The sequence below is a fragment of the Streptomyces sp. NPDC101181 genome (assembly GCF_044767975.1).
Lineage (GTDB): Bacteria > Actinomycetota > Actinomycetes > Streptomycetales > Streptomycetaceae > Streptomyces.
Window position 1 is genome coordinate 120,679 of record NZ_JBIWOX010000008.1, and the last position, 21,285, is coordinate 141,963.

Sequence of the window (21,285 nt, forward strand, 5' to 3'; positions counted from 1 at the left end):
CGTGAGGCTGATGAAGCGAATGCGGGACATACTTGTTGTCAAAGCCGGAGGGAACGCAGCCGTGCGGTCGCAGGCGATCTGCGCGGACGTCGCCGCCGCCCACCGCGGCGGCAGGCCGGTGATCTTCGCCCACGGCGGTTCGGCCGACATCGACGGGCTCGCCGAGCGCCTCGGAGTCCCCACCCGTCGGCTCGTCGCCCCGGACGGGGTCTCGGCCCGGTACACCGACAAGCCGACGCTGGAAGTGGTGCAGCTGGCGCTGGCCGGCGCCGTCAAACCCCGTCTGCTGGCCGCCCTGCGCGCCTGCGGGGTCGATGCGGTCGGGCTGACCGGGCTGGACGCCGGACTCCTCGTGGCCGCCCGCAAGCCGGCGCACCGGGCCGTCATCGACGGACGCCGCGTCGTGATCAGGGACGACCTCAGCGGACGGATCACCGCGGTCAACGACGGCCTGCTGTCCACGCTGCTCGCATCGGGGCTGCTGCCCGTGGTCTCGCCACCCGCCGTGACCGAGGACGGCCTGGTGGTCAACATCGACGCGGACCGCGTCGCCGCGGCCCTCGCGGGCGCCGTCGGGGCCGACACGCTGCTGCTGCTCACCGGGGCGAGCGGGGTGCTGGCCGACCGGCACGACGAAGGGTCGGTGCTCCCCGTCTGCCGGGTTCCCCGGCGGGGGACGCCACCGGTGGTCACCGGCGGTATGGGCGTCAAGCTGGTCGCGGCCCGGGAGGCACTGCTGTCCGGCGTGCGGCGCGTCCTGATCGCGGACGGCCGCCGGCCCCATCCGGTCCGGGACGCCCTGGCGGGCGCGTGCACCGAAGTGCTGCTGGAGGAGGAGTGACGAACTTCTCGGACACCGCCGCGGTCGAACTGCTCCACGGCATGCTGAAGATCCCCTCGCCGTCCTTCGCGGAGGCGGAGCTGGCCGCCCACGTGGTGGACGCCATGCGGGGAGCCGGTCTCACCGCGTGGATCGACGGGGCGGGCAACGCGGTCGGGGAGATCCGGCGTGGACCCGGGCCGACCGTGATGCTCCTCGGCCACCTGGACACCGTGCCGGGGGACATCCCGGTGCGTCTGGACGGTGACCGCCTGTACGGCAGGGGCGCGGTCGACGCCAAGGGACCGCTCGCCGCCATGATCTGCGCCGCCGCGGGCAGTTCGGGATTCCGCGGTCGGATCGTGGTCGTGGGCGCTGTGGAGGAGGAGACCACGATGTCGCGGGGTGCGGTGGAGATCCGCCGCACGCACGAGCCGCCGGACGCCTTGATCATCGGCGAGCCCAGTGGCTGCGACACGGTCGTCCTCGGCTACAAGGGAAAGCTCGACCTCCGCTACCAGGTGCGGTGCGAGGCGACCCACCCCAGCAATGTCGTGCCCAAGGCCTCCGAACGCGTGGCCCGTGCCTGGGCGGAGCTGCTGGACCTGCTCGGCCCGGACGCGAGCCACGCCCGGTTCGACAGCCCCGGGCCGACCCTGACCTCGATCAGTGGCGGACTCACGTCCGCCACTGCGGAGTTCAGCGTCCGGATCCCCCCGGGCTTCGACGCCGAGGGCCTGGTGGCCGCGCTGGCCGGGCGGCTGGACCCGGACACGCTGCACGTCGTCAACACGGTGCGCGCCTGCCGGGTCGGCCGCAACGACCCGGTGGTGCGGGCGCTGACGGTCGCGATCCGCGCCCAGGGCGGCAACCCGAGGGCGAAGGTGAAGACCGGTACCTCCGACATGAACACCCTGGCCGAGCGGTGGAGCGTACCGATGGCCACCTACGGGCCGGGGGACAGCAGCCTGGACCACTCCGACCGGGAACACATCAGCCTGTCCGCGTACCTGTTCGGCATCGGGGTGCTGACCCGCGCCCTGACCGGACTGGACGAACACCTCACCGGAGGGAACCGATGAGCGACGACCACGCGTCCGCGGTACGGGAACTCATCGTGCGGATGTGCGCCAACCCCGAAGGCGGACACCTCGGCGGATCGATGTCCCTGGTCGAGATCCTGGTGACGCTCTACCACCACGTGCTGCGGATCGATCCGCGACGGCCGCAGGAGCCGGACCGGGACATCCTGCTGCTGAGCAAGGGCCACGGCGCGATCGGACTGTACGCGGCCCTGGCGGAGCGGGGCTTCTTCCCCGAAGAGCTGCTGGCGAGCTACGGCACCGCGGACAGCATGTTCACCGCGCATCCCAATCCGGCCGTCCCCGGCGTCGAGATGCCGACCGGGTCTCTCGGTCACGGACTGCCGCTGGGGGTCGGCTTCGCGCTGGCCGCCCGGCTGGACGGGAGCGACCGGCGCTGCTTCGTCGTACTCGGCGACGGCGAACTCCAGGAGGGCTCGGTGTGGGAGGCCGCGATGGCGGCCGGCGCCCAGGGGCTGGACCGGCTGGTGGCGATCGTGGACCGCAACGGTCTGCAGATCAGCGGAGACACCGAGGAGACCCTGGGGCTGGAGCCGCTCGGGGACCGCTGGCGCAGTTTCGGGTGGACGGTCCTGGAGGCCGACGGGCACGAGCCGGACCAGCTGCGGGCGGCCCTGTCGGGCATCCCCGGCACTCCGGGAAAGCCGACCGTGCTGCTGGCCCGCACGGTCAAGGGCAGAGGACTGCCCTACATCGAGGGCCAGGCCCGCAGCCACTACGTCCGGCTCACCGAGCGCGGGTACCGGCGTGCCCGCGCCGCGGTGACGCGCGGCCGACGAACGGAGACGACATGCCCGTCATGACAGCCGGACCCACGGCGGTGGACGAGACCCGCGCGGCCCGGGAGGTGTACCGGGACGTCCTGGTCGAGTTGCACGGCGAGGACGAACGCTACGTCTGCCTGGACAGCGACACCGGCCTGTTCTCCGGCACGTCGTGGGGCGAGGGGGCGCGGCGCTACCTCAACCTGGGTATCGCGGAACAGAACATGATGGGCGTGGCGGCGGGACTGGCCAGGTCCGGCAGGATCCCCTTCGTCAACACCATGGCGACCTTCGCGGCCACCCGCGCGCTGGAAGCGGTGAAGCTGGACATCGCCTGGAACGACCTTCCGGTGCGGATCGTCGCCACCCACGGCGGGCTCTCCGCCGGTCACCTCGGCTCCACCCACCACGCGCTGGAAGACCTCGGCATCATGCGGATGCTGCCGAACATGACCGTGCTGGTGCCCGCGGACGGCCCCGCCACCGAAAGCCTGGTCCGAGCCGCCGCCGAGCTGCCGGGACCGGTGTACCTGCGTCTCGGACGCGGTGCGACGCCCCGGCTGGCGCCGGACGCGGAGCCGCCGCGGATCGGAGTCGCGCAGCTGCTGCGCCGGGGATCCGACGTGACCCTGATCGCCACCGGACCGCATCCGGTGCTCACCGCTGTCGAGACCGCCGGGGAACTGGCCCGCGACGGGATCGAGGCGGCCGTCCTCAACATGCACACCGTCAAACCGCTCGACCGGGGGGCGATCGTCGCGGCCGCCACCGGCACGCGCGGGATCGTCACCGTCGAGGAGCACTGGGCCGCCGGGGGCCTCGGGTCCGCCGTGGCCGAGGTGGTGGCCGGCCTCGGGGTCGCCTGCCCCGTCCGGCGGGTGGCGGTCGCCGACCGGTTCGCCGCCGGTACCGGGGGACACCGGCATCTGCTGGAGCGCAACGGGATCTCCGGCGCGGCGGTGACCGAGCACGTGCGGCGGCTGCTGGCCTGACCTCCCGGCGCCGGAGCGATCCCGGCGGTGCGAACGCCCCCGTACGCCACCGAGCCCCGTGACCCTGAGGAAGGGTCACGGGGCTCGGTGGCGTACGGGGCCGGAGATCAGCGGTCGTCGAACGCTCCCGCCCACTCGGTCGCGGCGATCTGCGAAGCGCGTTCCCAGTGCGGGGTGTAGTCCGTCGTCGCGGCGATGGCGGCCAGCGCCTCGCGGTTCAGCCAGACCTTCTCGAACGCGTCGGCGTACCGGTCGAGCAGCGGTCCCGACTCCGGATGCAGATGGGCTTTCTGGATCGTGAAGGAGTCGTCGAGGACCCGCAGGGTCGCCGGGAAGTCGCCGGGACGGTAGGGACGCTCCACGACGCCGGGCAGCGCCCACGGATAGGCGCCGAACCCTCGCCGGCCGGTGAACACCTGCTGCGCGGGCAGTGGCTGGAGCTGGTACGGCACGGCCGGCACCCCTTCGGCCCGCAGGGCCCGCTGGACGACGGAGCGCAGCGGGCCGGCCAGCGCGTCGGCCAGCCCGAAGGCGGCGGGGTCCACCCGGATGCGCAGGATGTGCCAGGCGTGGGTGCGGTCCCCGGGGACCTCGGGCACCCGGAAGCCCGGATACGCGGCCAGCCGCCCCAGCAGCCGGCCGACGTTCTCCTCGCGGACGGCCATCTCCTCGGGGAGCCGTGTCAGCCGGCTACGGGTGAAGGCCGCCTGTATCGCGTTCGGCTTGCAGTTCCAGCCCAGCAGATGGGCCACGTAGCTGCGCTCCCCGCGGGCCGGGATGAGTTCACCGAACTGCCGCAGCATGGTCGCCCTCGTCGCCACGTCGGCGTCGTCCGTGGTGATCAGGCCGCCCTCACCGCAGGTGGCGAGATTCTTGCTGACGTTGAGGCTGAAGGTGTTCACCGCACCGACCGAGCCCACGGACCGTCCCCGGTACCGGGCGCCGTGCGCCTGCGCGGCGTCCTCCACCACGGTGATCCCGTGTCGGGCCGCGATCTCGGTGATCCGGTCCAGATCGGCGGGCAGACCGTGCAGGTGGACCACGACGATCGCCCTGGTCCTGCTGGTGATCGCCGCCTCCAGCGCCGCCGGGTCCAGGTTGAAGGTGACCGGGTCGATGTCCACGAACACCGGTACGGCCATGAGGTGGAGCGGAGCGGTCGCGCTGCCGATGAAGCTCAGGGCAGGCACGATGACCTCGTCACCGGGCTCCACGCCCGCGGCCCCCAGCGCGACCGACAGCGCCGCGGTTCCGTTGCTCACCGCCACACAGTGCTCCGTACCGACGAACCGGGCCCACTCCCGCTCCAGGCCGGCGATCTCCTGCTCTCCGGAGGAGGCGGAGGTGAACCGGCCCGAGCGCAGTACCCGGTGGACCGCCTGTTCGTCCTGGTCGGTCACCATCGGCCAGGGCTTGATGCCGAGTTGCCTGGAAACGGCCCGGGTACCACCGAACATCGCCAGGTCGGCCGTCGGCCGGACCGGTTGCTGGATCGTCACCGCTGAACCTCTTCTCCCTGTTGTCACGTCCGAACGTCGCGCTTGTCATCGTCCGCGTGTGGCGTCGCGACCGGCGGCAGTCACATGGGCAATTGCGGTGTGCCCCCCGCCCGGCTCTCCTGCGAACTGCCGCTCCGACTGCCGCAGGCGGCGAGCGCGGCTGGCTAACTTCGTTCCTGATTCCAGACCGGCACCGGAATGAGGGATTACGTGAACAGCCGTGAAGATGAAGCGAGTTCGCCTGTGGGTGGAACAGCTCCGGTCACCCGGGCCCAGCGTGTCCTGTGCCAGCTCGTCACCGACGTACTCGGGGTGGGCGATGTCGGGATCGACGACGGGTTCGTGACGCTCGGCGGAGACAGCATCATCGCCATGCAACTCGTCGCGCGGGCGAGGAAGGCCGGTCTGCGGATCACCGTCGGCGACGTGCTGACGCGACGGGACATGGCGGCGCTGGCGCAGACGGCCACCCCGCTGGACCAGGGACCCGCGCCCGTGGCGGACCAGGGCGTGGGACCGGTCGTCACCACCCCGATCATGCACTGGCTGCGGGAACGCGGCGGTGTGGTCGACACCTACAACCAGTTCGCGGTCCTGCGTACGCCGTCACAGCTGACACGACCCGCTCTGGTGTCGATGGTGCAGGCCCTGCTCGACCATCACGACACCCTTCGCCTGCGGTGGTCCGTACCGGGCGAGGGAGCGGACTGGGAGCTGGAGGCCCTGCGGGCGGGCGCCGTGGACGCGGCCCCGGCCGTCCGGCGGATCGATGTCGTGGGACGCCCGGAACCGGACTGGTCCGAGCTGGTGCGGCAGGAGGCGGACGCGGCCCGCGAGAGGCTGCGCCCCACGGAGGGCAACGTCCTTCAGGCCGTGTGGTTCGACGCCGGACCGGACCGCCGGGGGGTTCTCGCCCTGGTCGTGCACCATCTGGCCGTCGACTCGCTCTCCTGGCGCATTCTGGCCGCCGATCTCGCGAGTGCCTGGACGGCGGTCGAGCAGGGTGCCGCGATCGCCCTGGATCCGGTTCCGACCTCCTTCCGCCGCTGGTCCCGCATCCTCGCCGAACAGGCGCGGTCGCGGACCGCCGTCGCCGAACTCCCCGGCTGGCTGGACCGGTCGCGTCCCGGCGCAGGCCGGTTCGGCGACCGGGAGCGGGTGCCGGGGCGGGACGTGGAGAGCCGGGACCGGAGTTTCACCGTCTCCCTGCCGGCCGAATGCACCGAGGCGCTGCTGACCACGGTGCCGTCGGTGTTCAACGCCGGCATCAACGACGTCCTCCTCGCCGGCCTCGTCGAGGCGCTGGGCGACTGGCACCGCGGACGCGGGACGGCCGGCGACGGGACCGCCCTGCTGCACCTGGAGGGACACGGCAGGGAGGACGCCCTCGCGGAGGTGGACCTCTCCCGCACCGTCGGCTGGTTCACCAGCCTGTTCCCGGTCAGGCTCGACCTCGGCGGACCGGAGCGGACGGACGCGCCGACCACCGGTGCGGCGGTGGGGAACGCGGTGAAGCGCGTCAAGGAGCAGGTACGCGGCGTTCCCGACAAGGGAGTGCGGTACGGCCTCCTGCGCTATCTGAATCCCGAGACGGGCGTGCTGCTGGAGCGGGCGGCCCAGCCCGAGTTCGTCTTCAACTACCTGGGCCGTTTCGACGCGTCGGACGACGCCGACTGGTCGGTCGTGGCGGAGTACGGGACCGGTCTGGACGACACGGGATCAGGGATGCCCATGGCCCACAGCATCGAGGTCAACGCGGCCACCGTGGACCGGAATAACGGCCCGGAGCTGCGCGCCACCTGGACCTGGGCCGACAGCGTCGTGTCCGAGGCGGACACCCGCGAGCTCGCGGAGGGGTGGTTCCGGATGCTCCGGGCCCTGGCCGCTCACGCCCGCGAACCCGGGGCGGGCGGACTCACCCCGTCCGACCTGACCCTGAGCTCGATCAGCCAGCAGGAAATAGAGGAGATCGAATCCGATCTCCGGGCCCTCTGAGGAAGTTGACACTGAAGATGAACCACTCGGCGGTCGAGGACATCCTCCCCCTGTCACCCTTGCAGGAGGGTCTTCTCTTTCACGCGCTGTTCGACCGGAAAAAGCACAGCCCCTACCTCGCGCAATTCGCCGTGGACCTCGACGGGACGCTGGACTCCGCGCTCCTGAGGACCGCCGCGGAGACGGTGATACGCCGTCACGCCACCTTGCGGTCCGGATTCCGCTACCGCAGGAACGGCGAACCGATCCGGGTGGTCCGCCGTGATGTCCCACTGGACTGGCGGGAGACCGGGACCGGTCAGGACGACACCCCGGAACGGATCGCCGAACTGACCGAGCAGGACTGGGCCCGGGGCATCGACGTCGGTGGATCCTCGCTGATCAGGTTCACGCTCGTCCGGCGCGGCGACCGCCGCCACCGGCTGCTCGTGACGGCCCACCACCTCCTCCTGGACGGCTGGTCCTTCGCCCTGCTGTTCCAGGAGCTGTTCGCGGTGTACTCCCGGGGCGACGCCACCGGCCTGCCACCCGTACGTCCCTACCGGGACTACCTGGCCTGGGTGGCGCGACAGGACCGGGCCGGTGCGGAGCGGCACTGGGCGGCGGCCCTGGAGGGGGTCACCGAGCCCACGTTCGTCGCGTCCGCCGACCTCCGGAGCGGTCCGCCGCCCGCGGAGGCCGCGGTGCTGCTCCCGAGGGAGACGACGGCACGACTGAGTGCGTACGCCCGTAAGAACCGCGTCCTGCTCAACACGGTGTGCCAGGGGATCTGGGCCGTCCTGGTCGGCTCTCTCACCGGCCGCGACGACGTGGTCTTCGGTTCCACGGTGAGCGGCCGTCCGGCGGAGCTGACCGGTGCGGACTCGATGATCGGCATGCTCATCAACACCGTTCCGGTACGGGTGCGGCTGGACCCGACGGCCTCGGTGAGCGCGCTGTTCGAGCAGATCCAGGCGGGACGTGCCGCCTCGCTCGACCACGACCACCTCGGGCTGACCGAGATCCAGCGCCTGACGGGAATCCCCACCGCGCTCTTCGACACCAACGTGGTCTTCGACAACTTCCCGATGCACGACTACCGGGTCGACTCACCCGACGGTGAACTGGAGGTGGGCGTCACCTTCCGGGACAGCGCGCACTATCCGCTGACCCTCGCCGTCGAGCCGGGCGAGCGGCTCGCGCTGCGCCTGCACTACCGCCCGGACCTGTTCACCGCGGACCGGGCGGCCGAGCTCGCGGACCGGCTGGTGCTGCTCCTGGAGCAGGTGGCGGAGGACCCGGACCGCCCGCTCTCGGCACTGACCACGCTGTCGCCCGCCCACCACGAGCGGATCGTGCACACCTGGAACGACACCGCGGTCGAACTGCCCGAGGTGACGCTCGCGGAGCTGTGGGCGCAGCAGGTCCGGCGCACTCCGGAGGCGACGGCCCTCGTGGCGCCGGACGAACAGCTGAGCTACGCCGAGCTGGACCGGCGCGTGGAGCTGCTGGCGGCGCAGCTCGCCCATCGGGGCGCGGGCCCCGACCGGGTCGTGGCCGTGGCACTGCCCCGCTCGGTCGAGCTCGTGGTCGCGATCCTCGCCGTCGTCAGAGCGGGCGCGGCCTACCTCCCGGTGGACCTGGACCACCCCGCCGGGCGGATCGCCGCGATGATCGCGGACGCCGGCCCGGTCCTCGTCCTGACCGACTCCGAGAACGCCGGATCCCTTCCGGGCCCCACGCGCAAGCTGTCGGTCGACGAGCCGCTCGCCCCGGTCTCCGCCCGGCCGGTGCCCCCGCTCCCGGGGAACTCCGCCTATGTCATCTTCACCTCCGGATCGACCGGACGGCCCAAGGGAGTCGTGGTCCCGCACGCCGCCATCGTCAATCGCCTGCTGTGGATGCAGGCGGAGTACCGGCTCACCGGTGCCGACCGCGTCCTGCAGAAGACCCCGGCCGGATTCGACGTATCGGTGTGGGAGTTCTTCTGGCCGCTGATCTCCGGGGCGGCCCTGGTGCTGGCGAAGCCCGGCGGGCACCGCGACCCCGCCTATCTCGCCGGTCTGATCCGGCGTGAGTCGGTGACCGTCGCGCATTTCGTGCCCTCGATGCTCCAGGCGTTCCTCCGGGAGCCCGGCGCGGCCGGCTGCACGGGGCTGCGCCGGATCATCTCCAGCGGTGAGGCCCTGTCCGCCGAGACACGGCGTGAACTCTTCGCCACCCTCGGCTCCTGCGAACTGCACAACCTCTACGGGCCCACCGAGGCCGCTGTCGACGTGACCTCCTGGCAGTGCCGCCGCGGCGACGAGGGAAGCACGGTGCCGATCGGCCGGCCGCAGGCCAACGTGTCGGTGTACGTGCTGGACGGCGGGCTGCGGCCGGTGCCGCCCGGAGTGGTGGGCGAGCTGTACCTGAGCGGGGTCCAGCTCGCCCGGGGATACACCGGGCGTCCCGCCCTGACCGCCGAGAGGTTCGTCGCCTGCCCGTTCGCGTCGGGGGAGCGCATGTACCGGACGGGCGACCTGGCCCGGTGGAGCGAGGACGGGGAACTGGAGTACGTCGGGCGCGCCGACGCGCAGGTGAAGATCCGCGGCTTCCGCGTGGAACCCGGCGAGATCGAGGCGGTGCTGGCCGGCCACCCCTCGGTGGCACAGGCCGCGGTCGTCCTCCGGGAGGACCGGCCGGGCGACCGGCGCCTGGTGGCGTACGCCGTGCCCCGCGCACCGGGCCTCACGGACGGGGAACTGCGCCGGTTCGCCTCGGACAGCCTGCCCGAGTACATGGTCCCCGCCGCGGTGGTCCTGGTCGGCTCCATGCCGACGACGACGAACGGAAAGCTCGACCGGTCCGCGCTGCCACTGCCGGAGCGGTCCGCGCACCCGGTGCGAGAACCGCGCAGTCCGCGCGAGGAGTTGCTGTGCGAACTCTTCGCGGAAGTGCTCGGGGTGTCCCGGGTGGGGATCGACGACCACTTCTTCGACCTGGGAGGGCATTCCCTGCTGGCGCTGCGGCTGCTCTCCCGCATCCGGTCGGTCCTGGGCGAGGGATTCGAGATCCGGGACCTGTTCGCCGAACCCACGGTGGCGGGACTGGCCCGGCTGACCGGCACCGCCCGCCCCGCCGTGACGGCCCGGACGGGCGCGGAGCCCGTACCGCTGTCGTACGCCCAGCGGCGTCTGTGGTTCCTGAACCGGATGGAGGGCGACGAGGGAACGTACAACGTGCCCGTCGCGGTCCGTCTCACCGGCGCCCTGGACAGGGACGCCCTGGCGGAGGCGCTCACCGACGTGGCACAGCGCCATGAGAGCCTGCGCACGGTCTTCCCCGAGGAGGGCGGTGAGCCGTACACGGTCACCCTGGACTCCGTACCGGGGATCGAGGTCGTCGAGGCGGCGCCGCCGGACCTCGCCGACGCCATGGCCGAGCGCACGCGGCACCGGTTCGACCTCACCGCGCACGCGCCCGTCCGGGTCACGCTGTTCGCGTCGGCCCCGCGGGAACACGTGCTGCTGCTGGTCGTCCACCACATCGCGGCCGACGGCTGGTCCCTGCGTCCGCTCCTGAGCGACCTCGCCCTGGCCTACGGCGCCCGAAGCGCCGGGAGCGCTCCGCACTGGCCGCAACAGGCCGTGCGCTACGCCGACTACACCCTGTGGCAGCGAGATCTCCTCGGCGAAACCGAGGACGCCGACAGCCTGATGACCCGGCAGATGACCTACTGGAAGAAGCAGCTGGCCGATCTGCCCGCGGAGCTGACCTTGCCGGCCGACCGGCCGCGCCCCGCGGTGGCGACGCAGTCCGGCGGAACCGTGGCGGTCCACTGGGAGCCGGAACTGCACAGCAGGCTGCTCGATCTGGCCCGGTCCGCCGGCTGCACGCTGTTCATGGTGCTCCAGGCGGGGTTCGCGGCCCTGCTGACCCGAATGGGCGCGGGCACCGACATTCCCTTCGGCACCCCGGTGGCCGGCCGGTCGGACAGCGCGCTCGACGATCTGGTCGGGTTCTTCGTCAACACACTGGTGCTGCGCACCGACACCGCCGGTGATCCCGGCTTCACCGAACTGCTGCGACGGGTCCGGGACACCGACCTGGAGGCGTTCGCCCACCAGGACGTCCCCTTCGAGCGGATCGTCGAAGTTCTGCGCCCCGAGCGGTCGCTCTCCCAGAACCCCCTGTTCCAGGTCATGATCCAGGTCCAGCCCGCCGACACCGCCGCCCCGGACTTCGCCGGGCTGGAAACCGAGCCCGCCCCGGTGAGCTGGGACGTCGCCAAGTTCGACCTCAGTCTTGAACTGGTGGACGGGCGCGACGAGCGGGGCGAGCCGGACGGACTGACCGGTTATCTGGAGTACGCCGGAGACCTGTTCGACCGGAGCACCGCCGAACAACTCGTGACGCGGCTGCGACGCCTGCTGGAACAGGTGCTCCTCGACCCGCAACGGCCTGTCAGCGCCGTCGACGTGCTCTCGGACGGGGAGCGGCGGCGCTTCCTCGACGCGCGTCCCGCGCCCGCGCCGCGCCCGGTGTTCCTGCCGGACGCGTTCCGGGATCAGGCCGCCCGCACCCCGGAGGCGACGGCGCTGGTCTGCGAGGACACCGCGCTGACCTACGCCCGGCTCGACGCCCGTGCCACCCGGCTCGCCCGCCACCTCGTACGCCGGGGTGCGGGCCCGGACCGGGTCGTGGCGGTGGCCCTGCCCAGGTCCGCGGACCTGGTGGTCGCGCTGCTGGCGGTGCTGAAGGCGGGTGCCGCGTTCCTCTTCGTCGACACGGCGTACCCGGCACGGCGGATCGCCCACCTTCTGGAGGACTCCGCTGCCGCCCTCGTGGTCACCGACGGGGAGCGGGCCGGGGCGCTGCCCGTGCCTGAGCCGGTGCTCGTCGACAGCCCCGCCCTCGACGACGAGTCGCCGCAGGACTTCCGGGTCGCGCTCACCGCGGACCATCCGGCCTACGTCGTCTACACCTCGGGATCGACCGGTGTGCCCAAGGGGGTGATGGTGACGCACGGCGGGCTCGCCAACCTGCTGGCCTTCTACCGCGAGGAGGTCATCGCCACCGCGGAGCGGACCTCCGGTCCGGGGCGGTGCCGGATGGCGCTGACCGCGTCGCTCTCCTTCGACACCTCGGTCGTCGGTCTGCTGTGGCAGGCCGTCGGCCACGAACTCCACCTGATCGGCGACGACACCCGCCGTGACCCCGCCGCCATGGCCCGGTACATCGAGCGGTGCGGCATCGACGCTCTCGACGTGATGCCCAGCTACGCCGAGGAGCTGATCCAGCAGGGCATGCTCGACCCGGCCCGTACGCCGCCGGCCGTGCTGATGACCGGTGCGGAGACGGTGGGCGAGAAGCTGTGGACACGGATCCGGGAGACCGCGGGGATCACCGTCTACAACATCTACGGACAGACCGAGACCACCGTGGACTCCCTCTTCTGGTCGTCGCAGGAGAGCGACCGCCCCCTGGTCGGCCGTCCGATCCCCGGAGTGGACGTCTTCGTCCTGGACCAGCACCTGCGTCCGGTCCCCCCGAAGGTGATCGGTGAACTGTATGTCGCGGGAGCCCAGGTGGCCCGGGGCTACGTGAACCGTCCGGCGCTGACCGCGGAGCGGTTCGTGGCGAACCCGTTCAGGGCGGGGGAGCGCATGTACCGCACGGGCGACCTTGTCCGGTGGACCGACGACGGCGCGCTGGATTTCCTCGGCCGGGCCGACGCCCAGGTCAAGATCCGCGGCTTCCGTGTCGAACTCGGCGAGGTCGAGGCGGTACTGGCCCGCCACGAGGACGTCGCCCACGCGGTGGCGGTCCTGCGCGAGGACCGGCCGGGGGACAGCCGCCTCGTCGGATACGTGCTCGCCCGGACCACCGAACCCGACGTGCGGGGCGTGCGCGAGTTCGCGCGGCAGAACCTGCCGGACTACATGGTCCCCGCCGCGATCATGGTGATCGACGAGCTGCCGCTGACACCGAACGGGAAACTCGACAGGGCCGCGCTGCCCGAACCGGCCTACCCGACCGACGGCCGTCGCGCACCGCGCACCCGCCGCGAGGAGCTTCTGTGCGAGCTGTTCGCGGACGTGCTCGGCCGGGACGCGGTCGGCGTCGACGACAACTTCTTCGACCTGGGCGGCCACTCCCTGCTGGCCGTACGGCTGAGCAGCAGGGCACGCTCCGTCCTGGGCGTGGAACTGCCCGCCCGCCTGCTGTTCGCCACGCCGACCGTGGCCGGGCTGGCGGACGGCCTCGGCGACGCCCTTCCGGAGCGACCGGCGCTCCGCGCGGGGACGCGCCCGGACGTCCTGCCGCTGTCCTACGCCCAGCAGCGGCTCTGGTTCCTCGACCAGTGGGAGGAGACGGGCGCCAGTTACAACCTCCCGGTCGCCCTCCGCCTGACCGGCCCGCTGGACCGGGACGCCCTCGAACAGGCGTGGACCGATGTCAGCGACCGGCACGAGAGCCTTCGGACGGTCTTCGCCGACCGGGACGGCCGCCCGGTGCAGTCGGTGTCGGCGCCCGGAGAGATCCGGCCGGAGCTGGTCCACCACGAGGTGCCCGAAGCCGAGGTCGGGGCCGCGATCCGCGCGGCCGCCGACCAGCCCTTCGACCTGGCCGCGCGGCCCCCCGCGACCGCCCACCTCTTCCGGACGGGCCGGGCGGACCACGTCCTGCTGCTGGTGTTCCACCACATCATCTGCGACGGCTGGTCGCTCGGACCGCTCCTGCGCGACCTCTCCGACGCCTACGCCGCCCGCGTCCGGGGCGAGGACCCGCAGTGGGAGCGACTGCCGGTGCACTACGCCGACTACGCGCTGTGGCAGCGCGACCTGCTGGGCTCGGAGGACAGCGAGAGCAGTCTGCTCTCCCGTCAGCTGGCCCACTGGCGGGCCCAGTTGACGGACCTGCCGGTGGAGCTGACCCTGCCGGCGGACCGGCCCCGGCCCGCGACCAGCGACTACGCCGGGGAATCGGTGGACATCATGTGGGGTCCGGAACTCCACCGCGGCCTGCTGGCGCTCGCCAAGGAGCACGGGTGCACGCTGTTCATGGTGCTCCAGGCCGGACTGGCCGCCCTGCTCAGCAGGCTGGGCGCGGGCACGGACATCCCGATCGGCACCCCGGTCGCCGGCCGGACGGACGACGCGGTCGACGAGGTCGTCGGATTCTTCGTCAACACGGTCGTCCTGCGAACCGACGTCACGGCGGACCCGACGTTCGTGGAACTGCTCCGCCGGGTCCGGGCCACCGACCTCGCGGCCTACGAGCACCAGGACGTTCCCTTCGAGCGGCTGGTCGAGGAGGTGAACCCGCCGCGCTCGCTCGGCCGCCACCCGCTCTTCCAGGTGATGGTCCAGCTCCAGCACGCCGCCGCCGGACCGCGGTTCACCGGTCTGCGGGCGGTCGAACACCCCGTCCCCTCGGCCGTCGCGAAGTTCGACCTGGTCCTCGACGTGGAGGAGCGGGTCGACCGGGAGGGAGCACCGGCCGGACTGGCCGGAGCTCTGACGTACGCGAGGGCGCTCTTTGACACCTCGACGGGTGAGCGGATCGCCGAGGGCCTGCGACGCGTGCTGACGCAGGCCGCCCGGGACCCGCAACGGACGGTCGCCGAGCTCGACGTGCCTCCCGTACGGGAGCGGCGGTCCGGCGACACCGGGGCGGGTTCGGTCCCGGTGCCGGACGCGGCTCCCGGTGCCACCGCCGCGCGTACGGCGAAGGAGGAGACGCTCACCGAGTTGTTCGCCCAGGTGCTCGGCCGGGACGCGGTCGGCCCCGACGACAACTTCTTCGCCCTGGGCGGCCACTCGCTGCTGGCGATCCAGCTGATCTCCCGGGTGCGTTCGGCACTGGGGCTGGAGCTGCCGGTCCGCGAGCTCTTCCGGGCCCCGACCGCCGCCGGGGTCGCCGCCTACCTGGAGAGGGCGCGGCCCGCCAGGCCCGCTCTGCGACCCGTCGACTCGCACTGACCGCGGGGCGTTCACCGACACACCTGGAAGGCGGACCTGATGCTCACCACGTTCGGACTGGACCTGATGGAGGAAGCGGTGTACCGGGAGCTGGGCGCGTCGCCCCCGCCGACCGCCGAGGAGCTCGCCGGGCGGCTGACGGTCGCCCCCGACCTGGTCCGCGGCTGCCTCGACCGGCTGCTGGAACGGGGCCTGGTCCGTCACTCGTGCGACATACCCGGCGGATTCGCGGTGGTCGACCCGCTGCTGAGCCTCCAGGAGTCGCTGGCCGGCCAGCACGAGGAGCTGATGCGCCGGCAGCGGCGCGTCGCCGAGACCCATGCCGAGATCGTCCGGCTGCTCGTGTCCGAGACCCCCGGCCGGCCGGGCAGGACCGAGGAGGTCGAGCGGCTCACGGGGACGGACGAGGTGCGGCGCCGGGTCGACCGGCTGGCGGGGGAGGCCGTCCGCGAGGTGCTGGCGTTCGTGCCCGGCGGCGCGCGGTCGACGACGGAACTCGCCGTGGCACGCCGCAACGGCGCGGCGCTGCTGAGCCGTTCGGTGTCGGTCCGGGCCGTCGGCTCGGACACCGGCTCCTACGACGCCGCGACCCTGGCGCACGTGCGCCGGCTGACCGGCGACGGGGGCCGGTTCCGCGGCTGCGCGGCGCCGCTGCCGGAGATGATCGTCTTCGACGGCTCGGTCGCGCTGGTGCCCCTCGATCCGCGGAACACGGCGGCGGGCGCACTCCAGGTCGCCGGGCCCGGCCTCGTCGCCCCGCTGGTCTTTCTCTTCGAACAGACCTGGTCCTCGGCCACTCCGCTGGGCGACGGGCCGAACGGCAAGGAACTGGCACTGCTCAGGCTGGTCGCCGAGGGATACACCGATGCGGCCGCCGCGGGCCGACTGCATGTCTCGCACCGGACCGTGCGCCGCATGATGGCGGTCCTGATGGAGCGCCTCGACGCCCGCAGCCGTTTCGAGGCCGGTGTCGAGGCCGCCCGGCGCGGCTGGCTCTGACCACCGGCGGGACCGCACCGCACGCGTCCCCCGGCCCTCGCCCCGAGGGCACCACATCACTCCGGCCCGGCGGGTTCCCGCTGCCCGGCCGCACCGCCCTGATCCGCCCCTTCGGAAAGGACACATCCCGTGAACAACCCCTTCGACGACGCAGACGGCTCCTATCTCGTCCTGGTCAACGCGGAGCGGCAGCACTCCCTGTGGCCCGCCGCCATCGACGTGCCCGCCGGCTGGTCCGCCGTCTTCGGAGCGGACACGCGAACCGCGTGCCTGGCCCATGTCGAGGAGAACTGGACGGACATGCGGCCGGCCGGTCTGGTGGCCTCGATGGACGGTGCACCGGAGCCTGCCGCACCCGCGACCGCTGACGGCGGGCCGGCGTTCGCCGGGACGTCGCGGTGAGCGGCCCGCAGGACACCACGCTGGTGCCGTTGCACCGGACACCGGACGCCCGGCGCACCCTGGTCGGCCTGAGCTTCTTCGGCGGCGGCACGACCGCGTACCAGCCGTGGACCGCGCACATGCCCCCGCAGACGGACCTGGTCGTGGTCTGCTACCCCGGCAGGGAGGGGAGGTTCGCCGAGGACTTCGCCCGTGACTGGGACGAACTGGCCACCGACGTCGCACGGTCACTGCGCGAGGCCGATCTCGGCCCGTACCTGCTCTTCGGGCACAGCATGAGCGGCTGGATGGCCTTCGACGTGGCCGCCCGGCTCGACGGCGACGAGGCACGAAGGCCCCGGGCCCTGGTCCTGTCCTCCTGCAACCCCCCGGACCGGGGCCTCACCGAGAGCGAACTCCTCCCCACCCCCCGGGACCCGGACGAACGGCTCCTTGAGTGGCTGGAGACCCACGGCCTGCTGCCCCGGCACGTGCGGGAGCACGCGGGCCTGACGGAGGTGGCGCTGGAGCTGATGCGCGCCGACGTCGACGTGCGCAACACCTACGTCTACGACGGCGCCGAGGTGAGCGTGCCGCTCCAGCTGTTCCTCGGCGCCGACGATCCGCTGATCAGCACCGACGCGGCCGCGCGGTGGAGCGCCCTGACCTCCGCCGCGTACCGGTACGACGTGCTCGGCGGCGGCCATTTCTACACCCCCGAGATCTGGCGGTCCCTCCCGGGCCGGATCGCCTCGACCGCTTTCGCCCCCACCGCGCCCGCTTCCTGAGGAGTTCTCGTGGCCCCCGTGTCCTACGCCCAGCGAAGGCTGTGGTTCCTGAACCGCGTGAACGGCGGTTCGGGGGTCTACAACTGCCCGCTCGTCGTCCGGATGAGAGGCGACCTGGACCGCGCCGCCCTGGCTGCGGCCCTCGTCGACCTGGCAGACCGGCACGACGTACTGCGCACGGTGTACCCCGCTGTCGAGGGTGAACCCGTGCAGCAACCGGCCGCCCGCTCGCCCGAGCTGGAGGTGGTCGCGTGCGACGAGGACGGGCTCACCGCCCGGCTGTCCGCCGCCGTCGACCGCGGGTTCGACCTCACGGCCGATCTCCCGGTCCGGGCGACGCTGTTCGCACCGGCGCCGCGAGAACACGTACTGGCGCTGGTGCTGCACCACATCGCCTGCGACGAGGGATCCTGGCAGCCCCTGCTCACCGACCTGGCCACGGCCTACCGCGCCAGGGCCGCGGGCGGCTCCCCCCAGTGGACGCCGGCGCCGGTGAGCTACCGGGACTACGCCGTGTGGCAGCGTGAGCTGCTGGGGGAGGAGGACGACCCGGCGAGCCTGCTCTCGGCGCAGCTGTCCTTCTGGAGGGAGCAGCTGGCCGGGCTGCCGGCCGAGCTGGACCTGCCGTTCGACCGGTCCCGTCCGGCGGTCGCCGACCACCGCGGGGACTGCGTACCGCTGAAGCTCGACGGCGACCTGCACCGTCACCTGCTCGCGGTCGCGGCCGAGTACGGGTGCACCACCTTCATGGTGCTCCAGGCCGGGCTCGTGGTGCTGCTGTCCCGGTTGGGGGCCGGTACGGACATTCCCCTCGGCACCGCGGTGGCGGGGCGGCTGGACGACGCGCTGGAGGGCGTTGTCGGATTCTTCGTGAACACGCTGGTGCTGCGCGGCGACGTGTCCGGTGATCCGACGTTCGGGGAACTGCTGCACCGGGTGCGGGACGCCGATGTCGCCGCTCTGGACCACCAGGACGTGCCGTTCGAGCGGCTGGTCGAGGATCTGAACCCGGAACGGTCACTGGCACGGCATCCGCTCTTCCAGGTCATGCTCACCCTGTCCGCGGGAGAGGCGGGGACGCTCTCGCTGCCGGGCCTGACCTGCACCGAGGAGCAGGTGGACTGGGAGGTCGCCAAGTTCGACCTGTCCTTCGACTTCCGGGAGCACCGCACGCCGGACGGGGAAGCGGCCGGCATCGAGGGTTCCCTCGAATACGCGACCGCCCTGTTCGACCGGGCCACGGTCGACCACATCGCCGACGCCCTGCCCCGGTTGATGCGGCAACTCGTGTCCGCCCCGCACCGCCCCGTCGGCGACGCCGACCCGCTCTCCGCCGAGCACCGCCACCAGGCCCTCGTCGTGTGGAACGACACCGCCCAGGCCGTGCCGCCCGCCACCGTGCCCGAGCTGTTCGAGGCGCAGGCCGCCCGGACACCGGGAGCGACCGCGGTGGTGTGCGGGCCCACCAGGCTCACGTTCGCCGAACTCGACGCCCGCGCCACAGCGCTCGCCCACCGTCTGCGCGAGCGGGGGGCCGCGGCGGAGCGGCTGGTCGCCCTGGCGCTGCCCCGGTCGGCCGACTCCGTCGTCGCGATGCTGGCGGTCCTGAAGACGGGTGCGGCCTACCTGCACGTCGACCTCGAGTATCCGCCCGACCGCATCGATCACATGCTGCGCGACGCCGCACCGGTCGCCGTCCTCACGGACACCGCGACCGCAGCGGCGCGCGGGTTCGGTGAGCTGCCCGCGGTGTTCACCGACCGGCTCGGAACCCCGTCCGGCCCCGTGACCGGCCCGAAGGGCCGGATACTGCCGGACAGCGCCGCGTACGTCATCTACACCTCCGGATCCACCGGCAGGCCCAAGGGGGTGGTGACCCCGCACTCGGCCCTCAGCAATCTGTACGCCTTCCACCGTGCGGGCCTGATCGCGCGCACCGAGGCCGCGGCGGGCCGGCGGCTGAGGTCGGCCGTCACCGCCTCGCTGTCGTTCGACACCTCGTGGGAGGCGCTGTTCTGGATGCTGGCGGGGCATGAACTCCACGTCGTCCGCGACGACATCCGGCGCGACGCCGTCGCACTGACCGCCTACGTCAAGGCCGCCGGGATCGACGTCCTGGATGTCACCCCCACCTACGCGGAGCACCTGCTCGACGAGGGACTGCTGGCCGGAACGCGGGTGCCGCTGGTCCTGCTGCTCGGCGGAGAGGCCGCCGGCCAGTCGCTGTGGACACGCGTCCGGGAGGCGTCCGGCACGCTCTGCTACAACCTCTACGGCCCCACCGAGTGCACCCTGGACGCGCTGTGGTGGGACGCGGCGGACAGCTCCCACCCGCTGATCGGCAGGCCGGTCGGGAACACCAGGGTCTTCGTGCTCGACGAGCGGCTGCGGCCCGTCGCGCCGGGTGTGCCGGGCGAGTTGTACGTCACCGGACCCGGTGTGGCCCGCGGTTATCTGAACCGTCCGGCCGCTACCGCTGAACGGTTCGTGGCGTGCCCCTTCGTGGTGGAGGGGGAGGCGGGCGCCCGTATGTACCGCACCGGTGACCTGGTCCGCCGGGACCGCCGGGGCAGGCTCGACTACCTGGGCCGCGTGGACGACCAGGTCAAGGTGAGGGGCTTCCGGATCGAGCTCGGCGAGGTGGAGGCCGCACTGGCCGGTTGCCCCGGGGTGGCGCAGGCCGCCGTGGCCGTGCGCGAGGACGCGGCGGGCGGGCGGCGGCTCGTGGGCTACGTCCAGGCGGCAGCGGACCACGGGCTCGAGCCGCGCGAGCTGCGGAACCGGCTGGCGTCGACCCTTCCCGACCACATGATCCCCTCGGTCTTCCAGCCGGTGGACCGGCTGCCGATGACGCCCAACGGGAAGCTCGACCGGGGTGCGCTGCCGGCCCCGGACTTCGCGCACCGTCCGGCCTCGCGTGGTCCGCGCGGACCCTACGAGGAGGTGCTCTGCGACCTGTTCGCGCAGGTGCTCGGGCTCAGCCGGGTCGGAGCCGAGGAGAGCTTCTTCGAACTGGGCGGACACTCCCTGCTGGCGGTCCGGCTGCTCTCGCGGGTACGAGCGGTCCTCGGCGGCCGTCTCGGCCTCGTGGACCTGTTCCAGGCGCCCACCGTCGCCGACCTGGCGGAACGACTGGGCGCGGGCGCCCGGCACGACCCGCTGGCGCCCCTGCTGCCCCTGCGGACAGGAGGCGACCGGCCCGCCCTGTTCTGCCTGCATCCGGCCGCCGGTATCAGCTGGGGCTATGCGGGCCTGCTCGGCCAGATCGACCCCGGCTACCCGGTGTACGGCCTCCAGGCCCGGGGCCTCACCGACCCGGAGGCCTGCGGCGGAACCTGGCGCGGGACGGTCGAGGACCACATGGCCCGGATCCGGTCCGTCCAGCCCCACGGGCCCTACCGGCTGATCGGATGGTCCTTCGGCGCCGTGCTCGCCCACCTCGTGGCCACCGGCCTCCAGGCCGACGGGGACGAGGTCGACCTGCTCGTACTGCTGGACGGCTACCCGCCCGCGTCGGTGCCCGGGTACACGCCGCTCGAAGACGGCACTCCGGAGGCGTTCGCCGACCTCCTCGACTCCCTGGGACACGAACTGCCCCCGCAGGGCGGGGAACCACTGGGCTTCGACGCCTACGAGCGGACGATCCGCCGCCCCGGCAGTACGCTCGAATGGCTGACGCGTGAGGAAGCCGGCGCGCTGTCGCGGGTGTTCGTGGACAACGACCGGATCTACGGCGAACTCCGGCCCCGGACGTACCGGGGGGACATGGTGTTCGTGTCCGCCGCGCAGGGCAGGGCGGCGGACGCCCCCGCGCCGGAAGCCTGGCGTGAGCACGTCACCGGCGCGATCGAGGTGCACGACGTCGACTGCGCCCACGGTGAGATCGCCCGGGCGGAGCCGATGGCGCGCATCGGCGCCGTCGTCGCCCACGAGCTCGCCCGGCTGGACGCCCGTCGGTCCACGGCGGTGGAGCGGTGAGCGACGGAACCGGTCGGGGA

General features: G+C 72.7%; 11 protein-coding genes. 10 read left to right on the forward strand and 1 reads right to left on the reverse strand.

What is annotated here, in order from left to right; translation table 11 throughout:
* The first annotated feature begins 19 nt into the window (after positions 1-19).
* From ACIRRU_RS14535 to ACIRRU_RS14550, 4 genes are read left to right on the forward strand one after another with little or no spacing between them, the layout of a single operon-like run.
* Positions 20-841, forward strand: a complete 822-nt coding sequence (locus ACIRRU_RS14535; protein WP_403680232.1) for a [LysW]-aminoadipate kinase — start codon at positions 20-22, stop codon at positions 839-841.
* Entirely contained in the window at positions 838-1,902 is a 1,065-nt protein-coding gene (locus ACIRRU_RS14540) for a M20/M25/M40 family metallo-hydrolase (RefSeq protein ID WP_403679891.1), read from the forward strand. The genes ACIRRU_RS14535 and ACIRRU_RS14540 overlap by 4 nt, the downstream gene beginning before the upstream one ends.
* On the forward strand, positions 1,899-2,726 hold the full coding sequence (locus ACIRRU_RS14545; RefSeq protein ID WP_363202801.1) for a transketolase: 828 nt from the start codon (positions 1,899-1,901) through the stop codon (positions 2,724-2,726). The genes ACIRRU_RS14540 and ACIRRU_RS14545 overlap by 4 nt, the downstream gene beginning before the upstream one ends.
* Positions 2,714-3,679 carry a transketolase family protein gene (locus ACIRRU_RS14550; protein WP_403679894.1) on the forward strand — a complete coding sequence of 322 codons (966 nt, stop codon included), beginning with the start codon at positions 2,714-2,716 and terminating at the stop codon, positions 3,677-3,679. Before ACIRRU_RS14545 ends, ACIRRU_RS14550 begins: the two co-directional genes overlap by 13 nt.
* A 107-nt stretch (positions 3,680-3,786) precedes the next feature.
* Here the strand turns inward: ACIRRU_RS14550 and ACIRRU_RS14555 are convergent, their stop codons facing one another.
* A complete protein-coding gene (locus tag ACIRRU_RS14555; protein WP_403679896.1) occupies positions 3,787-5,178 on the reverse strand; it encodes a DegT/DnrJ/EryC1/StrS family aminotransferase in 1,392 nt (463 codons plus the stop codon).
* A 243-nt stretch (positions 5,179-5,421) separates the two neighbouring features.
* Between ACIRRU_RS14555 and ACIRRU_RS14560 the strand changes: the two genes are divergently transcribed.
* The 6 genes from ACIRRU_RS14560 to ACIRRU_RS14585 all read left to right on the forward strand — a co-directional run bounded on the left by ACIRRU_RS14560 (position 5,422) and on the right by ACIRRU_RS14585 (position 21,265).
* Entirely contained in the window at positions 5,422-7,173 is a 1,752-nt protein-coding gene (locus ACIRRU_RS14560) for a condensation domain-containing protein (protein ID WP_403679899.1), read from the forward strand.
* 17 nt (positions 7,174-7,190) lie between these two features.
* Positions 7,191-15,119: an amino acid adenylation domain-containing protein gene (locus ACIRRU_RS14565; protein ID WP_403679902.1), complete on the forward strand. Its 7,929-nt coding sequence runs from the start codon at positions 7,191-7,193 to the stop codon at positions 15,117-15,119.
* Positions 15,120-15,158: 39 nt separating this feature from the next.
* The gene (locus ACIRRU_RS14570; protein ID WP_403679904.1) at positions 15,159-16,118 is read left to right on the forward strand and encodes a helix-turn-helix domain-containing protein; all 960 of its coding nucleotides are present in this window, start codon (positions 15,159-15,161) and stop codon (positions 16,116-16,118) included.
* Between the two features lie 129 nt (positions 16,119-16,247).
* The gene (locus tag ACIRRU_RS14575) at positions 16,248-16,520 is read left to right on the forward strand and encodes an MbtH family protein (RefSeq protein ID WP_363202795.1); all 273 of its coding nucleotides are present in this window, start codon (positions 16,248-16,250) and stop codon (positions 16,518-16,520) included.
* Complete coding sequence (locus ACIRRU_RS14580; protein WP_403679906.1) at positions 16,517-17,287, forward strand: thioesterase II family protein; 771 nt, start codon at positions 16,517-16,519, stop codon at positions 17,285-17,287. Before ACIRRU_RS14575 ends, ACIRRU_RS14580 begins: the two co-directional genes overlap by 4 nt.
* Positions 17,288-17,296: 9 nt before the next feature.
* Complete coding sequence (locus tag ACIRRU_RS14585) at positions 17,297-21,265, forward strand: amino acid adenylation domain-containing protein (RefSeq protein ID WP_403679908.1); 3,969 nt, start codon at positions 17,297-17,299, stop codon at positions 21,263-21,265.
* Positions 21,266-21,285: the final 20 nt, after the last annotated feature.